Raw genomic sequence first — 23,081 nt, 5'->3', positions numbered from 1 at the left:
GGATTGTGAACGGGCGGACAAAAGGTGCGAATCACCCTGCCTTTCAGCGGGTTACCATCCGAACCGAGGCCTGATAGTGCGGCTGCGGACCGATCGGCCGTCAACTCCGCTGCGCCCCGCTCCCGTTGCCGTGCATTCACACCGGTGCAATGTCCTGGTATGGACCTGGCCGCCCTTTTGGCGGGTTCCCGCCACGCGTCGCGCTTGTCCACCATCAGGACGGCTGGTAGCGCCCGTCCCGTCCGCCGGTACGGTAAGGAGGTGCCCAAGCCCCTAGCCCTCGACTTCGACCCGATCGCCCGCGCCGACGAGCTCTGGACCCGCCGCTGGGGCGGGGTCCCCTCGATGGCGGCGATCACCTCGATCATGCGAGCCCACCAGATCCTGCTCTCCCGGGTCGACGCGGTGCTCAAGCCGTACGGGCTGACCTTCGCCCGGTACGAGGCGCTGGTGCTGCTGACCTTCAGCCGGACCGGCGAGCTCTCGCTGTCCAAGATCGGCGAGCGGCTCATGGTCCACCCGACCAGCGTCACCAACACCGTCGACCGGCTGGAGCGGGCCGGCCTGGTCGCCCGCCGCCCCAACCCGCTGGACGGCCGCGGCGTGCTCGCCGCGATCACCGGCCGCGGCCGCGAGACGGTCGAGGAGGCCACCCGGGAACTCATGGCGATGGAGTTCGGGCTGGAGGAGTACGACACCGAGCAGTGTCGGCAGGTGTTCGAACTGCTCAGGCCGTTGCGGATCGCCGCCGGCGACTTCACCGACGACCGCGGCGAGGGGGCTGCGCCGGAGCGGCCGTGAGGACGGCTACCCTCGTGGGAGCGGTGCGCGGATCCGGGCGTACCGGTCGATCCCTGCCGAACGAGGCGATGAAGAGTATGAAGGCGACCCCCCTGCTGGGCTGGTACCGGGCCCTGGCCATTGCGACCGGTGTGGCCCTGCTGGTGTTCTGCGGCTTCATGGTCGCGAAGTACGGCTTCGACGCGGCCGAGGACCTGACCACGTACGTCGCGATGCTGCACGGCTACCTGTACATCGGGTACTTCGTGGTGACCTTCCTGCTCGGGCAGAAGCTGAAGTGGCCGCTCGGCCGGATGATCCTGACCCTGGCCGCCGGCTGCATCCCGTTCGCCTCCTTCGTCTTCGAGCGCAAGGTGGTCCGCGAGGCCGCCGAGCGGCTCCCGGCCGGCGGCGACGCCCGCCAGCCCGCCGGCGTCTGATCCGACGCCCCGGCGAGTGCCCCTTCCCCCCGCGGGGGAAGGGGCGCTGTGCGTTTGCGGCCCCCGGCGTTTCGACCCCGGCATCCATCGACAGCTACTAGGACGCCCGAGTAAATTAGTAGGACGTCCTAATAGCTGTGCCGCCCCGGTGCCGTGGCGGCCGTACGGAGCGGAGTTCGGGGTCATGGACGCCGAGGAGATCGAGCGCGGACGGCAGCGCTGGCAGCAGCGGTACGACAGCGCCCGCAAGCGGGACGCGGACTTCACCACCCTGTCCGGCGACGAGGTCGAGCCGATGTACGGGCCCGCCCCCGGGCAGGCCGTCGAGGGCTTCGAGCGGATCGGCTGGCCGGGCGAGTACCCCTTCACCCGAGGGCTGCACCCGACCGGCTACCGGGGCCGCACCTGGACCATCCGCCAGTTCGCCGGCTTCGGCAACGCGCAGCAGACCAACGAGCGCTACCGGATGATCCTGGAGGCGGGCGGCGGCGGCCTCTCGGTCGCCTTCGACATGCCCACCCTGATGGGCTACGACTCCGACGACGCCAAGTCGCTCGGCGAGGTGGGCCACTGCGGCGTCGCCATCGACTCGGCCGCCGACATGGAGGCGCTGTTCAACGGCATCCCGCTCGGCGAGGTCACCACCTCGATGACGATCAGCGGCCCGGCCGTCCCGATCTTCTGCATGTACCTGGTCGCCGCCGAGCGCCAGGGCGTCGACCCGGCGGTGCTCAACGGCACCCTGCAGACGGACATCTTCAAGGAGTACATCGCCCAGAAGGAGTGGCTCTTCGCCCCCGAGCCGCACCTGCGGCTGATCGGCGACCTGATGGCGTACTGCGCCCAGGGCATCCCCGCGTACAAGCCGCTGTCCGTCTCCGGCTACCACATCCGCGAGGCCGGGGCGACGGCCGCGCAGGAGCTCGCGTACACCCTCGCCGACGGCTTCGCCTACGTCGAACTGGGCCTGTCCCGGGGCCTGGACGTGGACGTCTTCGCGCCCGGCCTGTCCTTCTTCTTCGACGCGCACCTGGACTTCTTCGAGGAGATCGCCAAGTTCCGCGCCGCGCGCCGGATCTGGGCCCGCTGGATGCGCGACCGCTTCGGCGCCAAGACCGACAAGGCGCAGTGGCTGCGCTTCCACACCCAGACCGCCGGCGTCTCGCTGACCGCGCAGCAGCCGTACAACAACGTGGTCCGCACCGCCGTGGAGGCGCTGTCCGCGGTGCTCGGCGGCACCAACTCGCTGCACACCAACGCCCTGGACGAGACCCTGGCGCTGCCCTCCGAGCAGGCCGCCGAGATCGCCCTGCGCACCCAGCAGGTGCTGATGGAGGAGACCGGCGTCGCCAACGTGGCCGACCCGCTGGGCGGTTCCTGGTACGTCGAGGCGCTCACCGACCGGATCGAGCAGCAGGCCGAGGCGATCTTCCAGCGGATCCTCGACAAGGGCCGCGAGGACCACGGGATCGGCCCGATCACCTCCGGCATCCTGCGCGGGATCGAGGAGGGCTGGTTCACCGGCGAGATCGCCGAGGCGGCCTTCCAGTACCAGCAGTCGGTGGAGAAGGGGGACAAGCGCGTGGTCGGCGTCAACTGCCACCCGCGCAGCGTCACCCCCGAACTGGAGATCCTGCGGGTCAGCCACGAGGTCGAACGCGAGCAGGTGCGGGTGCTGCGCGAGCGCAAGGAGGCCCGGGACGAGGCGGCGGTGCGGGCCGGGCTGGACGCCATGCTGGCGGCCGCGCGCTCGGGCGAGTCGATGATCCCGCCGATGCTGGACGCGGTGCGCGCCGAGGCGACCCTGGGCGAGATCTGCAACGCGCTGCGCGAGGAGTGGGGGACGTACCGGGAGAACGCGTCCTTCTAGGACGTGCCGGTGGGCCGCCCCGTACGGAGCTTCTTCGTGCGGGGCGGCTTCGCCATGCGCTCAGTCGCCCAGCAGGCTGGGGAAGGGGCCGAGCAGCAGGTTGGTGAAGCGGCGGGTCCAGTCGGCGGTGATCGGCTCGCCGCTGACCAGGACGCGGTGCTCGACCGTCCCGGCGATGGTGTCGAAGATGATGTCGATCTCCTCGCGGGCCGTCCGCGGGTCGGCGTCCGGGGCGAGTTCGCCGCGCGTCTGGGCGGCCGCCCGGCCCTGCCGGACCAGGCGCTTCTGCGGGTCGACGATGGCCTCCCGGATCCGGCGGCGCAGGTGCGGGTCGCGGGTGCCCTCGGCGAACAGCGCGAGCAGCGCGGCCTGGGTCTCGGGGCGGGCCAGCAGGTCGGCGAACTGGGCGACCACCGCCTCGATGTCGGCCCGCAGGCTGCCGAGGTCGGGCATCACCAGGTCGTCGAAGAGGCTGGCGACGGCGTCCACCACGAGTTCGTTCTTGGACGGCCAGCGGCGGTAGAGGGTGGTCTTGGCGACCTTGGCGCGGGTCGCGACGTGGCCCATGGTCAGCCCGCCCCAGCCGAGTTCGGCGAGGGCCTCGCGGGTGGCGTCGAGGATGGCGCGGTCGGCGGCGGCACTGCGCGGGCGCCCCTTGGCCCTGGTCGTGGCACCCGCCGAGGGGGCGGGGCCGTCCGCGGTCTCCGGGCCCGTGACGTCCGGGTTCGCGGGGGGCTGGGGGGCCGGCAACCGGGCCTCCTTGCGCTCTACTGGTGAGTAACATGGGTGGGGCTGGTAACGGTAGCGGCTGTTCGCCCGTTCGGGCAGCCGGGCCGCCCCGGAAAGTGGGGCAGGTCACGTCGCGGAACCGCCGGTGGGGCTTGCGGCCGGGACCCCGGCTCCAGTTACGCTACGACTCGTAGCGAAAGCAGTGACAACCAGGCGCCGCACCCGTGGGACGGGGCGGCGCGGGCGCGGGTGGGGATCCGCGCCGAACGGTTCAGGCTACCGGGGGAGGGCCACCGCGCCCGGGAATCCGCGCCGCGCGGCCCGCGCGGGGCGACTTTCCCGAGGTTGGTTGCCCGCAGGCGGCGCGGACGGGGGAGGATGGTGCCATGCAGCCACGGAATTCGCGTCTCAACAGCTCCGCCCTGCGCGGTGCGGTCGACCTCGCCGCAGTGAAGGCAGCCGGCGAGGCTGCCCAGAAGGCCGAGCAGGCCCGGGTCGAGCGGGCCCGCCAGGCGGCCGCCGACGAAGCGGCCGGAGTCGCCCCCGAGCAGTCCGCCTACGCGCTCGTCATCGACGTCACCGAGGACACCTTCGAGTCCGAGGTCGTCCAGCGCTCCACCGAAGTGCCGGTCGTCATCGACTTCTGGGCCGAGTGGTGCGGCCCCTGCAAGCAGCTCAGCCCGATCCTGGAGGGCCTGGCCGAGGAGTACGCCGGCCGGTTCGTGCTCGCCAAGATCGACGTGGACGCCAACCCGCTGATCTCCCAGCAGTTCGGCATCCAGGGCATCCCGGCCGTGATGGCCGTGGTGGCCGGCCAGTTGGTGCCGCTGTTCCAGGGCGCCGAGAGCGCGGCCAACGTCCGCAAGGTGCTGGACCAGCTGATCCTGGTCGCCGAGCAGCGCTTCGGCGTGGTCGGTGGCGCCGGGGCTCCGGGCGAGGCGCCGGACGCCGCCCCGCAGCGGCCGGAGGACCCGGCCCTGGCCGCCGCGCACGACGCGCTGGACAGCGGCGACCTGGGCGGCGCCGTCCAGGCCTACCGGAACGTGCTGGCCGACCAGCCGGGCAACACCGAGGCCAGGCTGGGCCTCGCCCAGGCCGAACTGCTGCAGCGGATCGAGAGCGTGGACCCGCAGGCCGTCCGCGCCGCGGCCGCGGCCGACCCGAAGGACGTCGAGGCCCAGCTGCGGGCGGCCGACCTGGACCTGGTGGGCGGTCACGTCGAGGACGCCTTCGGCCGGCTGGTGGACACCGTCGGCCGGACCGCCGGTGAGGACCGGGACGCCGCCCGGCTGCGCCTGCTGGAGCTGTTCGAGGTGATCGGCCCGGAGGACCCGCGGGTCACCGCGGCCCGCACCGCGCTGGCACGCGTGCTGTTCTGACGCCCCCTCCGGTCCGGGCCCGGCCGGTCCCGGGCGGATCCTGGCACGGCGGATGACCTGCGGTGTCGCCGGGTGATTTGGCGACAATCCGGTCAACCGGACAGAGGTTTACCAAATCTTGACAACACCCGTGGACAGTCACACTTGGTGACTGTCCACGGGTGTTTCGTTCGTGTTTCCGGCGGATTTCTTCGTCACGTTTCCTTCATGACGTCACGCACGGTGCATGCCGCGCCGATTCCGCGGTCAACGCCGCCCGGTGTTGCATTACCCGTCAGTAAGGAACCTCTTGTGCTTCGCCCGGGATTCGAGCACGATCGGCGACGCCCGGTCCCTGACTCCACACCCTCCGATCCGGTCGGCCACGTGGAGCGCGGGATCCCCACCGGGTGATCCGCCGGCCCCGGTCGGCGGTAGGGAGGGCAGGGGGGTATCCGCGGTCCCACGGCGGTTCCTGTCCTTCGACCGGCCGCGCGGCCCTGCGCGGTCGCTGGTTGTCGCTCGGGGGTGATCGCCGATGTCGTCGGTCCTGCCCGCCGCCCCGCAAGGACGGCCGGTGGAGGGACGGGAGTGCCGCTGTGTGCCGGCCGCTCCCGCGTCCGACGACGCCCAAGGCGCTCTCCGCTACCGAGGACGTAGCTCTCTCCCATCCCAGTCCCCCACCGGCGCGGGCGCGCCGCCGGGGAGCCGGAGATGTACGTCCTAGAAGGAGGACTCGCATGTCCCAGACCTACGGCAAGACCCGCTGGAAGCGCTTCGCCCTGGTGATGGTGCCGAGCATCGCGGCCACCGCGATGGTCGGCGCCGCCATGGCCAACAACGCGCTGGCGGCTTCGTTCAGCGTCTCCGGCCAGAGCTTCAAGGTCACCACGCCGGAGCTGCACGGCAAGAACTTCGCCCAGTTCGGCTCGATCGACGCCGAGGTGAACGGCACTCCGCACCCGGTCGCCGTCTCGGCCTTCGACGAGGCCACCATCAAGGGCCTCTGCCAGTCGGTGGTGACCGACCCCAACGTCATCCCCGGCCTGCCGTGGAAGCTGCCCAAGATCGTCCTTCGCCTGGAGGCGGGCAACAGCGACGACGTCAAGAAGCAGGTCTACGCCAAGAACCTGCTGATCGACCTCGACCAGCTGAACGCGGACGCCGAGTTCACCAACATCAACATCGGCCAGGACGCCTCGACCCTCAAGGGAGAGGCCACCCAGGGCTGGAAGTCCAAGCTCGGCGGCCTGCCGTCCGGCGCGACCGGCTTCGCCCAGGCCGCCGACAAGGCCGACCTGTACAACGTGCAGCAGACCGCCTGGGCCACCTCGGCCGGCACCTTCAAGCTCCCCGGCCTGAAGCTCGCGCTGCACACCGACGGCACCGGCGAGTGCTACTAGGCCGTTGACGGGCGGCGGACCGGGCCCGGTCCGCCGCCCCGACGGCACCTGAGGGACCGGTGGCGGCGCGTGTGCCGTCGCCGGATCCCGTGTCTCGTCCATCCCTCGTTCACACCATCGAGGAGCTGCACCGTGTCCAGCGCCCTTGCCTCATTCCGGCCCGCCGAGCACGAGAACCCCGTCCAGTGGCTGCGCCGGGTGTTCCGTACCTTCCGTCGGACGCGGCCGTACTACGGCGGCCTGCTGGCCATGATCGCCGGCGTCCCGATCATGTACTTCCCGTACGCCAAGCTCTCGTTGGGCGGCATGACGGTGGCCATGGCCACCACGGCGGGCGCCGGATCGCTGATCATCGGCGTGCTGCTGATCGTGCTCGGGCTGACCGCGTGGTTCCAGCCGACCGTGCGGGTCTTCGCGGGAGTCGCCACCACCCTGCTGACGCTGGTCTCGATCCCGGTCTCCAACCTGGCCGGGTTCGGCCTGGCGCTGCTGCCGGGTCTGATCGGCGGCGGTCTGATGGCGTCCTGGGCGCCGCTGCCGGAGCCGAAGGCGGCCGAGGCCGCCGTCGCCGCGAGCGTCGCCACCGAGGCCCCTGCTCCTGAGGCCCTCGCCTCCGAAACCCCTGCCTCCGAGGCCGCCGTCGCCGAGACCGCGGTCGTCGCCGGGAGCGTCGCCACGGAGCCCGCGGCCGCCGAAGCGCCCACCGCGAAGCTGCCCGCACAGGCCGTGTCGAACGAGCAGGCCGTCGCCGTGGACCCGAAGGAGGCGCGGTGAGCGCGTCGGAGGACCAACCGCAGCGCGCCGGTCGACACGCGGCGCCGCGCACACCCGTCCGGGTCCGGCTGAGAGGCCGCGCGCTGGCGATGGCCGCGGTGCCGACGGCGCTGCTGATGGCCGCCGCGTACACCCCCAACCCGGCCGTCGCCGAGTCCACGGCGGGCAAGCCCTGCGGTACCGCGCCCGCCACCGTGCCGGACGTCGCGCCGCTGGAGACGCCCGTCCCCAAGAGCGAGCTGCCCGAGCCACCGCCCGGTCGGTCCACGGCGCCCTCGACGGTGCCTTCCACAGCGCCTTCGACGGGGCCCTCGACGGGGCCGAGCGCGATCCCCACCCAGACGCCGACCACCGCGCCCACCCAGCAGCCCTCCGCGCCGGCCGGTACGCCGAGCGCCGACGCGACGCCGACCGGTGCCCCGACCGGCGCGGCCACCACCCCGGCGACCACGCCGTCGGCCGCCCGCTCCGCCGCCACCGGCGGTTCGGACACGGTCCACCGGGCCGGGCTGATCGACGACGTCCTGGGCGGCGTCAACCACCTGCTGGACCCGGGTGGTTCACCGAGCCCGACGCCGAGCGCCAAGTCGACCGGCACCCCCGCGCCCGCCACCACCCAGGCCCCCGCGCCGGCCGCCCCGGCCCCGCGCGCCGGGACGCCGGCCCAGCCGCAGGCCCCGACGACCGGGGCCCCGGCCGACGCACAGCCCGGCACCCCGCCGCCCGCCGCCGGCAGCGGCGAGCAGACCCCGGCGGGCGACCAGACCTCGCCCGCCGCGACGGCCCCCGCCGCCGGTGGCCCGGCCGGCGCCACCACGGGGAAGCCGAGCGGCAAGGCGAGCCCGAAGACGGCCCCCGCCACGCCGTCCGGGGCCGCCACCGACACCCCGTCGTCCTCGCCGAGCGCCAACCCCAACTGCGCGGTGGACACCAGCGGCCTGACCGCCGGCGCGCCCGCCACCGGGGACGTCGTCCCGCAGCAGAACTGGACGCTGGCGACCAGCCGGCTGGCGCTGCATGGCGCGGCCTTCCACGGCGTCTACGACGTGCGGACCCCGACCGGCACCAAGCGGGTGCTGAAGTTCGTGGTGGACACCGTCGACATCGACAACCTCGACATGTCGACGTTGCAGGGCAACGGCAAGACCTTCCACGTGAAGGGCGCCCCCGGCTCGACCTCGACCATGCGCAAGGGCCCGGTCACGATGTACGTGGAGCGGCTGTCCGGCCACCTCTCCAAGGTGCTCGGCCTGCCGATCCCGATCGACCTGGGCGAGATCACGCTCACCCCGGACACCCTGCCGCGCTGGCTGTACGACCTGATCGGCTCGATCCCGATCCCGCTGGACCTGGAGCTGACCGGGGTCACCGCCAAGCAGGCCGGCCAGTTCGGCGGCACGCTGACCATCCCCGGCATGCGCCTGTTCAACGACGACGCGCCGTACAGCGACAAGTAGACGCGCCGTACGGCGACGAGTGGGCGACCGGCAGCCGCGCCACGGCGGCGGCGACGTCGCGAGAACGCCCGTGGGGCGGCCCTCCACCGGAGGACCGCCCCACGGGCGTCGGTGCCACGGGGGTGTTACTCGCCCCGGGTGCCCAGGTGGTGCACCTGGACCATGTTGGTGTTGCCGGGGATGCCGGGGGGCGAGCCGGCGGTGACGATGACGGTCGCGCCCTCGGCGAGCTGGCCCATGCTGAGCAGCTCGCGGTCGACCTGGGCGACCATCGCGTCGGTGGACCCGACCTGCTCGGTGACGTGCGCCTCGACGCCCCAGCTCAGCGAGAGCTGGTTGCGGGTGGCGACGTCCGGGGTGAACGCGATCACCGGGATCGGCGAACGGTAGCGGGACAGGCGGCGGGCGGTGTCACCGGACTTGGTGAACGCGACCAGCGCCTGGCCGTTCAGGAAGTCGCCCAGCTCGCACGCGGCGCGGGCGATCGAGCCGCCCTGGGTGCGCGGCTTGCGGCCCGGGTTGAGCGGCTGGAGGCCCTGGGACAGCAGCTCCTCCTCGGCCCTCTCGGCGATCCGGCTCATGGTGCGGACGGTCTCGATCGGGTACTTGCCGACGCTCGACTCGGCGGACAGCATGACCGCGTCGGTGCCGTCCAGGATGGCGTTGGCGACGTCGGAGACCTCGGCGCGGGTGGGGCGCGAGGCGTGGATCATCGACTCCATCATCTGGGTGGCGACGATGACGGGCTTGGCGTTGCGGCGGGCCAGCGTGATCAGCTGCTTCTGGACCAGCGGCACCCGCTCCAGCGGGTACTCGACGGCCAGGTCGCCGCGGGCGACCATGATGGCGTCGAAGGCGAGGACGATCTCCTCCATGGCCTCGACGGCCTGCGGCTTCTCGATCTTGGCGATGACCGGCACGCGGATGCCGACCTCGTCCATGACCTCGTGGACGTCCTTGACGTCGTCCGCGTTGCGGACGAAGGACAGGGCGACCATGTCGACGCCCAGGCGCAGCGAGAAGCGCAGGTCGTCCTTGTCCTTCTCGGACAGGGCGGGCACGTTCACGGCCGCGCCGGGCAGGTTGATGCCCTTGTTGTTCGAGAGCACGCCGCCCTCGATCACCACGGTCTTCACCCGCGGGCCGTCGACGCTGACGACCTCCAGGGCGATGACGCCGTCGTTGATCAGGATCGGGTCGCCGGGCTTGACGTCGCCGGGCAGGCCCTTGTAGGTGGTGCCGCAGATGTGCTGGTCACCGGGGACGTCCTCGGTGGTGATGGTGAACTCGTCGCCGTTGTCGACGGTCACCGGGCCGTTGGCGAAGGTCGCCAGACGGATCTTGGGACCCTGGAGGTCGGCCAGGACGCCGATGGCCTTGCCGGTGTCCTCCGAGACCTGGCGGACCTTGCGGTACCGCTCCTCGTGGTCCGCGTGGTTGCCGTGGCTCATGTTCAGTCGGGCGACGTTCATGCCCGCCTCGACGATGGCCTTCAGCTGTTCGTAGGAGTCCGTCGCCGGACCCAGGGTGCAGACAATTTTCGCTCGGCGCATATGGATCAGTCTATCCGTTCGTGTTATAGGTGCATTCGGCACGAATCGTGAGGAATCGCCAACGAAGGATCCCGAGGGGCGAGACGGCGTTCGGTCAGTCCCCGGACCGCCTGTGGACCAGGGCGAAGGCCTGTCGGGCGATCTCCAGTTCCTCGTCGGTGGGCACCACGGCGACCGCCACCCGGGCGTACGCGGGCGAGATGATCCGGGCCTCGCCGGAGCGCACCGAGTTCAGCTCGGGGTCGACCGCGATGCCCAGTTCGTCCAGCCCGGCGGTGGCCGCCGCGCGCACCGGCGCCGCGTTCTCCCCGACGCCCGCGGTGAACGCGATCGCGTCCACCCGGCCGAGCACGGCGTAGTAGCCGCCGATGTACTTGCGCAGCCGGTGGATGTACGCGTCGAAGGCGAGCTTCGCGTCGGCGTCCCCGGCCTCGGCCCGGCGCATGATCTCGCGCATGTCGTTGTCGCCGCACAGGCCGCGCAGACCGCTGCGGCGGTTGAGCAGGTCGTCGATCTCGTCGATCGACAGCCCGCCCACCCGGTGCAGGTGGAACACCACACCGGCGTCGATGTCGCCCGAACGGGTGCCCATGACCAGGCCCTCCAGCGGGGTCAGGCCCATCGAGGTGTCCAGGCAGCGACCGCCGGCGACCGCCGAGGCGGAGGCACCGTTGCCCAGGTGCAGCACGATCACGTTCACCTCGGCCGGGTCCTTGCCGAGCAGCCGGGCGGTGGCCCGCGAGACGTACTGGTGCGAGGTGCCGTGGAAGCCGTAGCGGCGCACCCGGTGCTCGTCGGCCACGGCCTTGTCGATCGCGTACCGGGCCGAGAACTCGGGCATCGAGGCGTGGAAGGCGGTGTCGAAGACGGCCACCTGGGGGAGGTCCGGGCGCAGCGCGCGGGCCACCTCGATGCCGGTGATGTTGGCCGGGTTGTGCAGCGGCGCGACCGGGATCAGCCGGCGGATCTCCTTGAGCACGTCGTCGGTGACCACGGTCGGCTCGGTGAACCGCTTGCCGCCGTGCACCACCCGGTGGCCGATCGCGGCCAGCTCGGGGGAGTCCAGCCCGAGGCCGTCGGCGGCCAGCTCCTCGGCGACGGCCTTCAGGGCGGCGGAGTGGTCCGGGAAGAGCTGCGGCAGCTCGCGCGGCCCGCCCGCGTGCGGGGTGTGCACCAGCCGCCCGCCGGGCTCGCCGATCCGCTCCACCAGGCCGGAGGCCAGCCGGGCACCGTCCAGCATGTCGATCAGCTGGTACTTCACCGACGACGAGCCGGCGTTCAGCACGAGAACGCGCGTTCCATCGCTCATGCCTGCGACTCCTTGTCGTCCTGGGCCTGGATGGCGGTGATCGCGACGGTGTTGACGATGTCCTGGACCAGCGCGCCGCGCGAGAGGTCGTTGACGGGCTTGCGCAGGCCCTGGAGGACGGGGCCGACCGCCACCGCGCCCGCCGAGCGCTGGACCGCCTTGTAGGTGTTGTTGCCGGTGTTGAGGTCCGGGAAGATCAGCACGGTCGCCCGGCCCGCCACCGCGGAGCCCGGCAGCTTGGTGGCCGCGACGTGGGCGTCCACCGCCGCGTCGTACTGGATCGGGCCCTCGACCAGGATGTCCGGCCGCAGCTCGCGGACCAGCTCGGTGGCCTTGCGGACCTTGTCGACGTCCGCGCCGGAGCCGGAGGTGCCGGTCGAGTACGAGAGCATCGCGACCCGCGGCTCCACCCCGAACTGGGCGGCGGTGGCGGCGGACTGGATCGCGATGTCGGCCAGCTGCTGGGCGTCCGGGTCGGGGTTGACCGCGCAGTCGCCGTACACCAGCACCTTGTCGGCCAGGCACATGAAGAAGACGCTCGACACGATGGCCGCGCCCGGCGAGGTCTTGATCACCTCGAAGGCGGGCCGGATGGTCGCGGCGGTGGAGTGCACCGCGCCGGAGACCATGCCGTCCGCGATGCCCTCCTGGACCATCAGGGTGCCGAAGTACGAGACGTCGGTGACCACGTCCAGCGCCAGCTCGACGGTCATCCCCTTGTGGGCGCGCAGCCGGGCGTACAGCTCGGCGAACTGGCGGCGCAGCGGGCTGGTGGTCGGGTCGACGATCCGGACCTGGGCGCGGTCGCCGCCCGGCTGTTCCTGCGGGAGGTCGATGCCGAGGCCCGCGGCCTTGCGGCGCACCGCGTCGGCCTCGCCGAGCAGGGTGAGGTCGCAGATGTTGCGGCGCAGCAGGATCTCGGCCGCGCGCAGCACCCGCTCCTCGGTGCCCTCCGGCAGGACGACGTGCCGCCGGCTTGCCCGGGCCCGCTCCAGCAGCGCGTGCTCGAACATCATCGGGGTGACGCGTTCGGACCGGCCGACCTCGATCAGGTTGGTCAACTCGGCCGTGTCGACATGCAGTTCGAACAGTCCGAGGGCGATCTCGGCCTTCCGCGGACTGGCCGCGGTGAGCTTGCCCTCCAGGTGGGTGAGGGTCGCGGCGGTCGGCCAGCTGCCCTCCGGGACGACCGCGACCGGGGTGCCGGGGGCGAGCCGGGCGGCCAGCGCCATCACGTTCGGGCCGGGGTGCTGGCCGAGCGTCAGCAGCACGCCGGCGATCGGCGGGGCGCCGGCGGCGTGCGCGGCCAGCGAGCCGATCACCAGGTCGGCGCGGTCCCCGGGGGTGACGACCAGGGCGCCCTCGGTCAGGGCGTCCAGGAAGGTGGGCAGCATGGCGCCGCCGAAGACGAAGCCGCGGACGTCCCGGGCCAGGCCGGCGGCGTCCCCGAGCAGGACCTCGGCGCCGGTCGTCTCGACCAGTTGGGCGACGGTCGGCGCGGCCAGCGCCGGCTCCTCCGGGATGACGTAGGCGGGGATCGGCAGCTTCTCGGTGAGCTTGCGCTGGATCCGCTGCTTGGCGCCCGGGGCGACCCGGTTGGCGATCATCGCCAGGGTCTCGCAGCCCAGGTCGGTGAACGCCCGGTGGGCGTTGCGGACCTCGGCGATGACGGCCTCCGGGTCCTCGGCGTGCCCGCCGACCACCGGCAGCACGGCGGCGCCGAACTCGTTGGCCAGCCGGGCGTTGAAGGCCAGCTCGTCCGGGATGTTGGTGTCGGCGAAGTCGGTGCCGAGGACCAGCACCGCCTGGCAGCGCCGCTCCAGCGCGCGGAAGCGGTCGACCAGGGTGGAGACCAGCTCGTCCTGCCCCTGGGCGGCCTGCAGCGCGGCGGCCTCCTCGTAGCTGAGCCCGTACAGCTCGGAACTCGGCAGGTCGATCCGGTACCGGCCGCGCAGCAGTTCCACCACGTGGTCCGAGCCCGGCTCGCCCCCGGCCCGGCGGCCGGCAGGTGCTCCCGCGTGCGCGTGCACCAGCGGCCGGAACACCCCGACCCGGTCCACCTGGCGGGTGAGCAGTTCCATGACCCCGAGTTCGACCGCCTGCCGGCCGTCCCCCCGGTCGATACCGGTCACGTACACGCTGCGCGCCACGTGGGTGTCTCCGTCCCGTCGTCTCGGAATATGGCCATATCGACCATACCTTCGCACCACGAACGGGCGTCCGCGAGCAGAGCGGCCCGGCGGGGGCAAGGGCTGAACGTCCTGGGCTCGGGGTTTGCGCCGCGGCCCGCCCTTGATGTACCTACATGATGTAGTTACATTGGAAGCCATGGAGACCATGGGACTGCGTGAGCTCAACCAGAACCCGTCCAAGGCGGTCGCGCGGGTCCGGGCCGGCGCGACGATCGTCGTCACCGACCGCGGGCGGCCCGTGCTGAGACTGGTGCCGGAGGAGCCCCCGGCGACGACCCTCGAACGCATGATCGCGGCCGGCGAGGTCACCCCGCCCGCCGAGGAGGGCATGCCCGAGCTGGCCCTCGACCTGCTGCCGGACATCGGCAGCCTCTCGGACCTCCTGGTGGAAGAGCGCGAACGGGAGCGGAACCGTTGATCTACCTCGACTCCTGCGCGCTGCTGAAGTTCATCAAGCCGGAGCCGGAGACGGCCGCACTGCGGGCGTGGCGGCAGGCGCTGCCCGCCGGGACCGAGCTGATCACCAGCGCGCTGGCCCGGCTGGAGATCACCCGCACCCTGCTCCGCGCGGGCCTGGCCCACCAGCAGGTCCCCTACTACGTGGACCAGGCGCTCCGGGGCAGCCACCAGGTCGACCTCAGCAGCGCGGTGCTCGCCCGGGCGCTCTCCTACCGCACTCCGCGCCTCGGCTCGCTGGACGCGTTGCACCTGGCCAGCGCGGACCCGTTCCGCACGGAGCTGACCGAGTTCATCACCTACGACCGCGAGCTGGGCAGGGCCGCGGAGGACCTCGGCTTCCCGGTGTCGGCACCGAGCTGAGGGCCTGCCCGGCCGGGCAGGCCCTCAGACACTCAGGTGCTCAGGCCCTCAGCGGGCCGGGCGGAGCCAGAGGGTGGCGAGCGGTGGGAGGACCAGTTCGGCGGAGCGGGGCTGGTCGTGCCAGGGGGTCGGTTCGGCCTTGACCGGGTGGGAGTTGCCGATGCCGCCGCCGCCGTAGGCCTCGGCGTCGGTGTTGAGCAGTTCCTCCCACAGCTGGTCGCGGCCGTCCAGGTCGGGTAGGCCGACCCGGTGGCCGTGCCGGACGACGGGGGAGAAGTTGCAGACCGCGACCAGCGGCGAGCCGTCGGCCGCGTACCGGGCGAAGGAGAGCAGGTTGTCCTCGGCGGCGCCGCCGTCGAGCCAGCGGAAGCCGTCCGGGGTGGTGTCCCGTTCCCATAGGGCGGGGGTGTCCAGGTAGTGCCGGTTGAGGTCGCGGACCAGCCGGCGGACGCCGTGGTGGTCCTGGTGGGCGGGCCACTGCTCGTCGAGCACCCACCACTGCGGGCCCTGCTCGTGGTCCCATTCCGCGCCCTGGGCGAACTCCTGTCCCATGAAGAGCAGTTGCTTGCCCGGGTGGGACCACATGAAGCCCAGGTAGGCGCGGTGGTTGGCGCGCTGCTGCCACCAGTCGCCGGGCATCTTGGAGACCAGCGCCTGCTTGCCGTGCACCACCTCGTCGTGCGAGATCGGCAGGACGTAGTTCTCCGAGTAGGCGTACACCATCGAGAAGGTGATCTCGTTGTGGTGGAACTTGCGGTGCACCGGCTCCTTGGACATGTAGACCAGCGAGTCGTGCATCCAGCCCATGTTCCACTTGAGCCCGAAACCGAGGCCGCCGGCGTCGGTGGGGCGGGTGACGCCGTCCCAGGCGGTGGACTCCTCGGCGATGGTGACCACGCCGGGGCAGCGCCGGTAGACGGTGGCGTTCATCTCCTGCAGGAACGCGGCCGCGTCCGGGTTCTCCCGGCCGCCGTGCTGGTTGGGCGTCCAGGCGCCGCCCTCGCGGGAGTAGTCGAGGTAGAGCATCGAGGCGACGGCGTCCACCCGCAGGCCGTCGATGTGGAACTCCTCGCACCAGTAGACCGCGTTGGCGACGAGGAAGTTGCGCACCTCCGTGCGGCCGTAGTCGAACTCCAGGGTTCCCCAGTCGGGGTGCTCGGCGCGCAGCGGGTCGGCCGGCTCGTACAGCGGCTCGCCGTCGAAGCGGGCGAGCGCGAAGGCGTCCTTGGGGAAGTGGGCGGGCACCCAGTCGACGATCACGCCGATGCCGTGCCGGTGCAGGGTGTCGACCAGGTGGCGGAAGTCGTCGGGGCTGCCGAGCCGGGCGGTGGGGGCGTAGTAGCCGGACACCTGGTAGCCCCAGGAGCCGCCGAAGGGGTGCTCCATGACCGGCATGAACTCCACGTGGGTGAAGTTCAACTCCTTGAGGTAGCGCGGCAGTTCCTCGGCGATGGCGCGGTAGCTGGTGAGGTCGGGCCGCCAGGAGGCCAGGTGCAGCTCGTAGACGGACATCGGCGCCCGGTGGTGTGCGGCGCGGGCCCGGCGGGCCATCCACTCGCCGTCCTGCCAGCGGTGGTCGGAGGAGGTGACCACCGAGGCGGTGGCGGGCGGGCACTGGGCGGCCCGGGCGAGCGGGTCGGCCTTGTCGAGCACCCAGCCCTGCCGGGTGTGGATCTCGTACTTGTACGCGGCGCCCTCGGCGAGGCCCGGGACGAAGAGCTCCCAGATGCCGGACGAGCCGAGCGAGCGCATCGGGTGCCCGGTGCCGTCCCAGTGGTTGAAGTCGCCGATCAGCCGGACGCCGACGGCGTTCGGTGCCCAGACCGCGAAGGCGGTGCCGGCGACGCCGTCGACGGTGCGCACGTGCGAGCCGAGGGCCCGCCACAGCTGCTCGTGCCGGCCTTCGGAGATCAGGTGCAGGTCGAGTTCGCCGAGGGTGGGCGGTGTGCGGTAGCCGTCGTGCTGGGCCAGCGGCTCGCCGCCGGGGTAGGTCACCAGCAGCCGGTAGTCCACGGTGTCGGCGCCGGCCACCAGCCCGGTGAACAACCCGCCCTGCTGATGGGTGAGTTCGGCCGGGCCCTGGGTGGTCTCGACGACCACCCGCTCGGCGAACGGGCGCAGCACCCGGATCGCGGTGCCGCCGTGCACCGGGTGCGCGCCGAGCAGGGCGTGCGGGTCGTGGTGCTGCCCGCCGACCAGCCGGTCCACCTCGGACGGCGGCAGCGGCGCCTCGGGCAGGCGCAGCGAGGCCGTGGGCGGAGCCGTGACCGGTGCGGACTCCGCGGCCGGCACGGGCTCGCCGGCCGGCGCGGACTCCTCGGCCGGGACGGGCTCGGGCCGGGGCGAGTCCGGGCCGGCCAGGAAGGTGGCCGGGACGGGGCGGGTGGTGCGGCCGGGCGGGTCGAGCGGCGTCACGGCTGGGTCCTCCTGCGACGGGGGGTGGGCTAACTCCAGGGCGGCGGAACCGGGGGTGCGGGTGGGGCAGGGGATGCGGGCAGGGCAGGGGGTGCGGGCGGGGCCGGGGCGGTCAGACGGTGAGGGCGAGCCGGTTGATCGCGGCGAGCGGGATCGGCAGCCAGCTCGGCCGGTGCCGGGCCTCGTACACGACCTCGTACACCGCCTTGTCGATCTCCAGGGCCCGCATCAGCTCCGGTGAGGCCGCCGGGTCGGCGCCGCCGCCGGCGGTGTAGCCGGCGCAGAAGGCGGTGCGGTTGCGCTGGGCCCAGGCGGCGGCGAGGTGGGCGAGTTCCGGGTCGACCGGGCCGCCGGCCAGCAGGTGGGCGGCCGCGTAGTCGAAGGAGCGGAGCATCGCGGCGACGTCGCGTAGCGCGGGCTGCGGTTCGCGGCGTTCGTTGACGGATTTGGCGGGTTCGCCCTCGAAGTCCAGCAGCACCCAGCCGTGCGGGGTGCGCATGGCCTGTCCGAGGTGCAGGTCGCCGTGGATGCGCTGGACGGGCAGGCCGTCGGGGTGGGCGTCGGCGAGTTGCTGGAAGGCGGTGCGCAGTGCGGCCCGGTAGCGCAGCAGGCCGGGGACGGCGGCGACGGCGCTGTCCAGCCGGTCGGCCATGGTGGTGGCGAGCCGGCTGGTCTGGGCGCGGTCGAGCCGGGCGACCGGCATCGAGCGGGCCAGGACCCGGTGGACTTCGGCGGTGGCCCGGCCGAGCCGGTGGGCCTCGATGGCGAAGTTGCCGGGGGAGGGGTCGCCCTTGAGTCGGCCGACCTGGTCGAGGGCGAGCTCCCAGCCGTCCTCGGCGTCCGGCAGGTAGCGCTGCAGCAGCCCGAGGGTGGCGGGTTCGGCGCGTTCCAGCCGGCTCTCGAACCAGGCGGCGACCCGGGGGATCCGGGTGGAGCCGGCCCGGGAGAGGGCGAGGGAGAGTTCGAGGTCGGGGTTGGTGCCGGGGTGGATGCGGCGGAACAGCTTGAGGATGTACGAGGTGCCGTAGATGACCGAGCTGTTGGACTGCTCGGCGGTGGAGGCGCGGCCGGGGAGGTTGGCGGGGAGCCCGGAGCCGGGGGTGCGGCGGAAGGACAGCGAGCCGAACCGGTCGCCGGTGGCGAGGTGTTCCAGCAGCCGCCCGGTGAGTTCGGGGTCGTGGACGGCGTCGTAGAGCGCCGCGCCGTCGTACGGGCCCTGGCTGAGCCGGCCGAGCACGGCGCTGGGCTCGATGTCCGCGTGCCCGTCCGAGCGGATGCCGAGCAGGAGTTGGTAGATGTCGCCGTGCGGGGCGCCGACCGTGGTGGCGTGCTCGACCCGCAGCAGCAGGTGCAGCAGGGCGGGGTCGCCGACCTGGAGCGGGGTTCCGACCATCGGGGTGAGGCCGGTGATGGGCCGTCCCTTTCCGGCGTACCACCGCTGGGTGGGGAGCCACTCGGCGATCAGCGGCAGCGCGGCCTGGACGAGTTCGCTGACCCCCAGGGCGGCTCTCCGGGCCCCGGTGCTCCGCGCGCCCGCCGGTGCGGCGGGGTCGGCGGGGGCATCCTGCTGCACATGGGCTTGAGAACGGGAGGTTTCGGACATGACTCCCTTTCCCCGGAAGCGGGCGGACTGCCCGACGGGTCTGGCCGGGTCCGTCAGTCTTCCGGATTTCGGCGGCGCGGCGGCGGCGGCACGCGAGCGGGGCTCAGGTGTCACGCCTTCGTGTGGGTGGCCGTTGGGCTGTTCTCCGTACGCGGCGGTGCAGAGAACTCCGGGGGCGCAGGGGTTCAACTCGCGCCCCCGGAGGGTCTGGTGGTGCTGTGTGGCAGGGTGTGGCGGATCGTTACTTCGAGCGCCTGGTCCCGCTCAGCCGCGGCGGCTGCCGGAGCTGGAACCAGTAGAAGCCGTGGCCGGCCAGCGTGAGCAGGTAGGGCCACTCGCCGATGGAGGGGAAGCGCACCCCGCCGATCAGCTCGACCGGGTACCGTCCGCCGTACTGCCGCAGGTCCAGCTCGGTCGGCTGCGCGAACCGCGAGAAGTTGTTCACGCACATGACCAGGTCCCCCTCGTGTTCGCGCACGAAGGCCAGCACGGCGGGGTTGCTGGAGGGCAGTTCGGTGTACGTGCCGAGGCCGAACGCCGGATTGAGCTTGCGGATCTCGATCATGCGACGCGTCCAGTGCAGCAGCGAGCTCGAACTGCTCTGCTGTGCCTCGACGTTGGTCACCTGGTAGCCGTACACCGGGTCCATGATGGGCGGCAGACTGAGCCTGCCCGGGTCGGCGGAGGAGAAACCCGCGTTGCGGTCCGGGGTCCACTGCATCGGCGTGCGCACGCCGTCCCGGTCGCCCAGCCAGATGTTGTCGCCCATGCCGATCTCGTCCCCGTAGTAGAGGACCGGCGAGCCGGGCAGCGAGAACAGCAGGGCGGTGAACAGCTCGATCTGGTTGCGATCGTTCTCCAGCAGCGGGGCGAGCCGGCGGCGGATGCCCACGTTGGCGCGCATCCGGGGGTCCTTGGCGTACTCCGCGTACATGTAGTCGCGCTCCTCGTCGGTGACCATCTCCAGGGTCAGCTCGTCGTGGTTGCGCAGGAAGATGCCCCACTGGCAGCCGCCGGGGATCTGCGGGGTCTTGCTGAGGATCTCCGACACCGGGTAGCGGGACTCCCGCCGCACGGCCATGAAGATCCGGGGCATCACCGGGAAGTGGAACGCCATGTGGCACTCGTCGCCGCCCGCGGTGAAGTCGCCGAAGTAGTCGACGACGTCCTCCGGCCACTGGTTGGCCTCGGCCAGCAGGACGGTGTCGGGGTAGTCGGCGTCGATCTCCTTGCGGACCCGCTGGAGGAACTCGTGGGTCTCCGGGAGGTTCTCGCAGTTGGTGCCCTCGCGGGCGAACAGGTACGGCACCGCGTCCAGCCGGAAGCCGTCGATGCCGAGGTCGAGCCAGAACCGCAGTCCGGCGATCATCTCCTGCTGGACGCGGGGGTTGTCGTAGTTGAGGTCCGGCTGGTGGGAGAAGAACCGGTGCCAGAAGTACTGCTTGCGGACCGGGTCGTAGGTCCAGTTGGAGGTCTCGGTGTCGACGAAGATGATCCGGGCGTCCGGGTACTGCTTGTCGTCGTCGGCCCACATGTAGAAGTCGCCGTACGGGCCGTCCGGGTCCGTCCGGGAGGCCTGGAACCACGGGTGCTGGTCGCTGGTGTGGTTCATGACGAAGTCGATGATCACGCGCATGCCGCGGGCGTGCGCGGCGTCGACGAACTCCATGAAGTCGGCGAGGTCGCCGAACTCCGGCAGCACCGACTTGTAGTCGGCCACGTCGTACCCGCCGTCGCGCAGCGGCGAGGCGAAGAACGGCGGGAGCCAGAGGCAGTCGACCCCGAGCCACTGCAGGTAGTCGAGTTTGGTGGTGAGCCCCTTCAGGTCCCCGACCCCGTCGCCGTTGCTGTCCTGGAAGGACCGCACCAGCACCTCGTAGAAGACCGCACGCTTGAACCACTCCGGGTCCAGGTTCTTCTTCGAGGTCTCCGGGAAGGTGTCGGGGACGGGCTCGTTCACAGTCACGCTGGGTTCCTCCGAACCGTGAGGAGGTGAGCCGGCTCGGCTGAGGGATCGAGCCGGACGTAGTTGTGCCGGCCCCAGGTGTAGACGGCGCCGGTGAGCTCGTCGTGCACCGCGTACGGGCCGTCGCCGTCGAGGGTGACGGTGGCCTCCTGGACGTGGTGCGGGTCGAGGTTGACCACGGTGACGACCTGGTCGGTGAGGCCCTCGGGGGTGGTCGCGGTCTTGGAGTAGGCGAGCACCTGGTCGTTGTCCGTGGGGTGGAAGCGCAGGTTGCGCAGCTGCTGGAGGGCCGGGTGGCGCCGGCGCAGCCGGTTCAGCACGGTGAGCAGCGGGGCGAGGGAGTCGGTGCGGGTCCAGTCGCGGGGGCGCAGCTCGTACTTCTCCGAGTGCAGGTACTCCTCGGAGCCGGGGTGGGCCGGCTCGTCCTCGTACAGCTCGAAGCCGGCGTAGACGCCGTAGCTGGGGGCGAGGGTGGCGGCGAGCACGGCGCGGATCGCGAACGCGGCGCGGCCGCCGTGCTGGAGGTAGTCGTGCAGGATGTCCGGGGTGTTGGCGAAGAAGTTGGGCCGCATGTAGGCGGCGGCGTCACCGGTGAGTTCGGTGAGGTACTCGGTGAGTTCCGGCTTGGTGGTGCGCCAGGTGAAGTACGTGTACGACTGGTGGAAACCGATCTTCCCCAGGGTGTGCATCATCGCGGGCCGGGTGAAGGCCTCCGCCAGGAAGACGACGTCCGGGTCGGTGCGGGCGATGTCGGCGAGCACCTTCTCCCAGAACGCCACCGGTTTGGTGTGCGGGTTGTCGACCCGGAAGATCCGAACGCCGTGGGACATCCAGAACCGGAGGATCCGGATGGTTTCCTTGACGATTCCTTCCATGTCCTGGTCGAAGTTGATCGGATAGATGTCCTGGTACTTCTTCGGCGGGTTCTCGGCGTACGCGATGGTGCCGTCCCCGCGGTGGCTGAACCATTCCGGGTGCTTGTTCACCCACGGGTGGTCGGGGGAGCACTGGAGGGCGAAGTCCAGCGCCACCTCCAGGTGCAGGGCCTCGGCCTCGGCGACGAAGTGGTCGAAGTCCTCGATCGTGCCGAGGTCGGGGTGGACGGCGTCGTGGCCGCCCTCGGGGGAGCCGATCGCCCAGGGCGAGCCGACGTCGTGCGGACCGGCCGTCAGGGCGTTGTCCGGCCCCTTGCGGAAGGCTCGCCCGATCGGGTGCACCGGCGGCAGGTAGACCACGTCGAAGCCCATCGCGGCGACGGCCGGCAGCCGCTCGGCGGCGGTGCGCAGGGTGCCCGAACGCGGCGGCTCGACGCCGCCCGGATCCACCACCGCGCCCTCCGAGCGGGGGAAGAACTCGTACCAGGAGCCGTACAGCGCGCGCTCGCGGTCCACCTGGAGCGGCAGCGGGCGGGAGGCGCTGAGCAGTTCGCGCAGCGGGTACCGGGCCAGCAGGTCCAGCACCTCGGGGGCGAGCGCGGCGGCCAGCCGGGACAGCGGCGGCAGGCCGGGGTCGCGCAGCGCGTCGGCGGCGGCCAGCACGTGCGCGCGGCCCTCCTTCTTCGGCACGCCGACCGCGGCCTGCTCCAGCAGCCGGGCGCCGTCCTCCAGGACCAGCGCGGTGTCGATCCCGGCCGGCAGCTTCACGGCGGCGGTCCGGCGCCAGGTGGCGACCGGGTCGCTCCACGCCTCGACCAGGTACGACCAGCGGCCGGACGCGGTCGGGGTGACGTGCGCGCCCCAGCGGTCGGTGCCCTCGGCCAGCTCGCGCATCGGCGTCCACGGGCCGCCGCGGCCGCGCGGGTCGCGCAGCACCACGTTGGCGTTGACGGCGTCGTGGCCCTCGCGGAACACGGTCGCGGTGACCAGGAAGGTCTCGCCGACGACGGCCTTGGCCGGGCGGCGGCCGGAGTCGACGAGGGGGCTGACGTCCAGGACGGGGATGCGGCCGATCACGGTGTCGCTCTCTGTCGTCTTGCGGGCGGCGGGCTTGCGGGCGGAGGCCTTGCGCGGCGCGGCGCCGGAGGTGCCCTCGGCGGTGGTCCCGGCGGTCCCGGCGGTCCCGGCGGCGTCGGCGGTGGCCTTCGCGGTGGCGGCGGCGCGGCGCGTGGTGGTGGTGCGCCTGCGCGGTGCCGCGGTCCGGCCCTCCTCGGCCCCGGGTTGTCGGGCCGCTTCGGCCGGCTCGGTGCGGACCGCCCCGGCGGCCCGCGGCGCCGGCATCGCCGGATCCGTCCGAGTGTCAGAATCCATCCGTCCGGCGGATTCCGCGACCGCTGCGTCGTGGCTGTCGGCCACCGGTGTGGACTGGTCCCGCGTGTCGCCGTGCATGTCAAACTCCTGCCCGAGATCGGCGGCAGCTCCCGCGGGCCGGGGATGGGCCAGGGGAGTACCGGGAGGACTGCTGGGTGGGGAGGACG

Annotated in this window: 17 protein-coding genes; 9 read left to right on the top strand and 8 right to left on the bottom strand. The window is 72.3% G+C overall.

The window, feature by feature from the left end:
- The first annotated feature begins 261 nt into the window (after positions 1-261).
- The 3 genes from ACFVHI_RS07635 (at position 262) to ACFVHI_RS07625 (ending at position 3,090) form a co-directional block, all read left to right on the top strand.
- Complete coding sequence (locus ACFVHI_RS07635; protein WP_063347772.1) at positions 262-801, top strand: MarR family winged helix-turn-helix transcriptional regulator; 540 nt, start codon at positions 262-264, stop codon at positions 799-801.
- Positions 802-878: 77 nt separating this feature from the next.
- Positions 879-1,220, top strand: a complete 342-nt coding sequence (locus ACFVHI_RS07630; RefSeq protein WP_063347771.1) for a DUF3817 domain-containing protein — start codon at positions 879-881, stop codon at positions 1,218-1,220.
- A 184-nt stretch (positions 1,221-1,404) separates the two neighbouring features.
- Positions 1,405-3,090: a methylmalonyl-CoA mutase gene (locus tag ACFVHI_RS07625; RefSeq protein WP_380336708.1), complete on the top strand. Its 1,686-nt coding sequence runs from the start codon at positions 1,405-1,407 to the stop codon at positions 3,088-3,090.
- Between the two features lie 60 nt (positions 3,091-3,150).
- Here the strand turns inward: ACFVHI_RS07625 and ACFVHI_RS07620 are convergent, their stop codons facing one another.
- Complete coding sequence (locus tag ACFVHI_RS07620; protein WP_380336823.1) at positions 3,151-3,711, bottom strand: TetR/AcrR family transcriptional regulator; 561 nt, start codon at positions 3,709-3,711, stop codon at positions 3,151-3,153.
- 494 nt (positions 3,712-4,205) lie between these two features.
- Between ACFVHI_RS07620 and ACFVHI_RS07615 the strand changes: the two genes are divergently transcribed.
- The 4 genes from ACFVHI_RS07615 to ACFVHI_RS07600 all read left to right on the top strand — a co-directional run bounded on the left by ACFVHI_RS07615 (position 4,206) and on the right by ACFVHI_RS07600 (position 8,811).
- Positions 4,206-5,198: a tetratricopeptide repeat protein gene (locus ACFVHI_RS07615; RefSeq protein ID WP_063347769.1), complete on the top strand. Its 993-nt coding sequence runs from the start codon at positions 4,206-4,208 to the stop codon at positions 5,196-5,198.
- A gap of 719 nt (positions 5,199-5,917) precedes the next feature.
- Positions 5,918-6,580 (top strand): DUF6230 family protein, encoded by a 663-nt coding sequence (locus ACFVHI_RS07610; protein WP_063347768.1) that lies wholly within the window; start codon positions 5,918-5,920, stop codon positions 6,578-6,580.
- Between the two features lie 132 nt (positions 6,581-6,712).
- Positions 6,713-7,354 (top strand): DUF6114 domain-containing protein, encoded by a 642-nt coding sequence (locus ACFVHI_RS07605; RefSeq protein ID WP_079135618.1) that lies wholly within the window; start codon positions 6,713-6,715, stop codon positions 7,352-7,354.
- The gene (locus ACFVHI_RS07600) at positions 7,351-8,811 is read left to right on the top strand and encodes a hypothetical protein (RefSeq protein WP_380336705.1); all 1,461 of its coding nucleotides are present in this window, start codon (positions 7,351-7,353) and stop codon (positions 8,809-8,811) included. The genes ACFVHI_RS07605 and ACFVHI_RS07600 overlap by 4 nt, the downstream gene beginning before the upstream one ends.
- A 125-nt stretch (positions 8,812-8,936) precedes the next feature.
- On the opposite strand, the gene pyk is transcribed toward ACFVHI_RS07600, so the two are convergent.
- The 3 genes from pyk to pta form a co-directional block, all read right to left on the bottom strand.
- Positions 8,937-10,364 carry a pyruvate kinase gene (pyk, locus tag ACFVHI_RS07595; RefSeq protein WP_063347766.1) on the bottom strand — a complete coding sequence of 476 codons (1,428 nt, stop codon included), beginning with the start codon at positions 10,362-10,364 and terminating at the stop codon, positions 8,937-8,939.
- Positions 10,365-10,458: 94 nt separating this feature from the next.
- Complete coding sequence (locus ACFVHI_RS07590) at positions 10,459-11,673, bottom strand: acetate kinase (RefSeq protein ID WP_380336703.1); 1,215 nt, start codon at positions 11,671-11,673, stop codon at positions 10,459-10,461.
- The gene (gene pta, locus ACFVHI_RS07585) at positions 11,670-13,823 is read right to left on the bottom strand and encodes a phosphate acetyltransferase (RefSeq protein WP_380336700.1); all 2,154 of its coding nucleotides are present in this window, start codon (positions 13,821-13,823) and stop codon (positions 11,670-11,672) included. The genes ACFVHI_RS07590 and pta overlap by 4 nt, the downstream gene beginning before the upstream one ends.
- A 178-nt stretch (positions 13,824-14,001) precedes the next feature.
- On the opposite strand from pta, the gene ACFVHI_RS07580 reads away from it, so the two are divergent.
- On the top strand, positions 14,002-14,283 hold the full coding sequence (locus ACFVHI_RS07580) for a type II toxin-antitoxin system Phd/YefM family antitoxin (RefSeq protein WP_380336697.1): 282 nt from the start codon (positions 14,002-14,004) through the stop codon (positions 14,281-14,283).
- Positions 14,280-14,684 (top strand): type II toxin-antitoxin system VapC family toxin, encoded by a 405-nt coding sequence (locus ACFVHI_RS07575; RefSeq protein WP_363371963.1) that lies wholly within the window; start codon positions 14,280-14,282, stop codon positions 14,682-14,684. Before ACFVHI_RS07580 ends, ACFVHI_RS07575 begins: the two co-directional genes overlap by 4 nt.
- A gap of 48 nt (positions 14,685-14,732) precedes the next feature.
- Here the strand turns inward: ACFVHI_RS07575 and glgB are convergent, their stop codons facing one another.
- From glgB to ACFVHI_RS07555, 4 genes are all read right to left on the bottom strand, one after another.
- Positions 14,733-17,099 carry a 1,4-alpha-glucan branching enzyme gene (gene glgB, locus ACFVHI_RS07570; protein WP_380336694.1) on the bottom strand — a complete coding sequence of 789 codons (2,367 nt, stop codon included), beginning with the start codon at positions 17,097-17,099 and terminating at the stop codon, positions 14,733-14,735.
- A 112-nt stretch (positions 17,100-17,211) separates the two neighbouring features.
- Positions 17,212-18,702: a phosphotransferase gene (locus ACFVHI_RS07565; protein WP_380336691.1), complete on the bottom strand. Its 1,491-nt coding sequence runs from the start codon at positions 18,700-18,702 to the stop codon at positions 17,212-17,214.
- Positions 18,703-18,943: 241 nt separating this feature from the next.
- A complete protein-coding gene (gene treS, locus ACFVHI_RS07560) occupies positions 18,944-20,668 on the bottom strand; it encodes a maltose alpha-D-glucosyltransferase (RefSeq protein ID WP_063347760.1) in 1,725 nt (574 codons plus the stop codon).
- On the bottom strand, positions 20,665-22,620 hold the full coding sequence (locus tag ACFVHI_RS07555) for an alpha-1,4-glucan--maltose-1-phosphate maltosyltransferase (protein WP_063351131.1): 1,956 nt from the start codon (positions 22,618-22,620) through the stop codon (positions 20,665-20,667). Before ACFVHI_RS07555 ends, treS begins: the two co-directional genes overlap by 4 nt.
- Positions 22,621-23,081: the final 461 nt, after the last annotated feature.

Source organism: Kitasatospora sp. NPDC127121 (genome assembly GCF_042677305.1).
In the GTDB taxonomy this organism is placed as follows: Bacteria; Actinomycetota; Actinomycetes; order Streptomycetales; family Streptomycetaceae; genus Kitasatospora.
This window is presented reverse-complemented; position numbering and strand designations above follow the sequence as displayed.

Bases quoted from the DNA above. Each gene is read 5' to 3' on its own strand.
- ACFVHI_RS07630 (WP_063347771.1), top strand. From the start codon at position 879: ATGAAGGCGACCCCCCTGCTGGGCTGGTACCGGGCCCTGGCCATTGCG.
- ACFVHI_RS07625 (WP_380336708.1), top strand. From the start codon at position 1,405: ATGGACGCCGAGGAGATCGAGCGCGGACGGCAGCGCTGGCAGCAGCGG.
- ACFVHI_RS07615 (WP_063347769.1), top strand. From the start codon at position 4,206: ATGCAGCCACGGAATTCGCGTCTCAACAGCTCCGCCCTGCGCGGTGCG.
- ACFVHI_RS07610 (WP_063347768.1), top strand. From the start codon at position 5,918: ATGTCCCAGACCTACGGCAAGACCCGCTGGAAGCGCTTCGCCCTGGTG.
- pyk (WP_063347766.1), bottom strand. From the start codon at position 10,364: ATGCGCCGAGCGAAAATTGTCTGCACCCTGGGTCCGGCGACGGACTCC.
- ACFVHI_RS07590 (WP_380336703.1), bottom strand. From the start codon at position 11,673: ATGAGCGATGGAACGCGCGTTCTCGTGCTGAACGCCGGCTCGTCGTCG.
- ACFVHI_RS07580 (WP_380336697.1), top strand. From the start codon at position 14,002: ATGGAGACCATGGGACTGCGTGAGCTCAACCAGAACCCGTCCAAGGCG.
- ACFVHI_RS07565 (WP_380336691.1), bottom strand. From the start codon at position 18,702: ATGTCCGAAACCTCCCGTTCTCAAGCCCATGTGCAGCAGGATGCCCCC.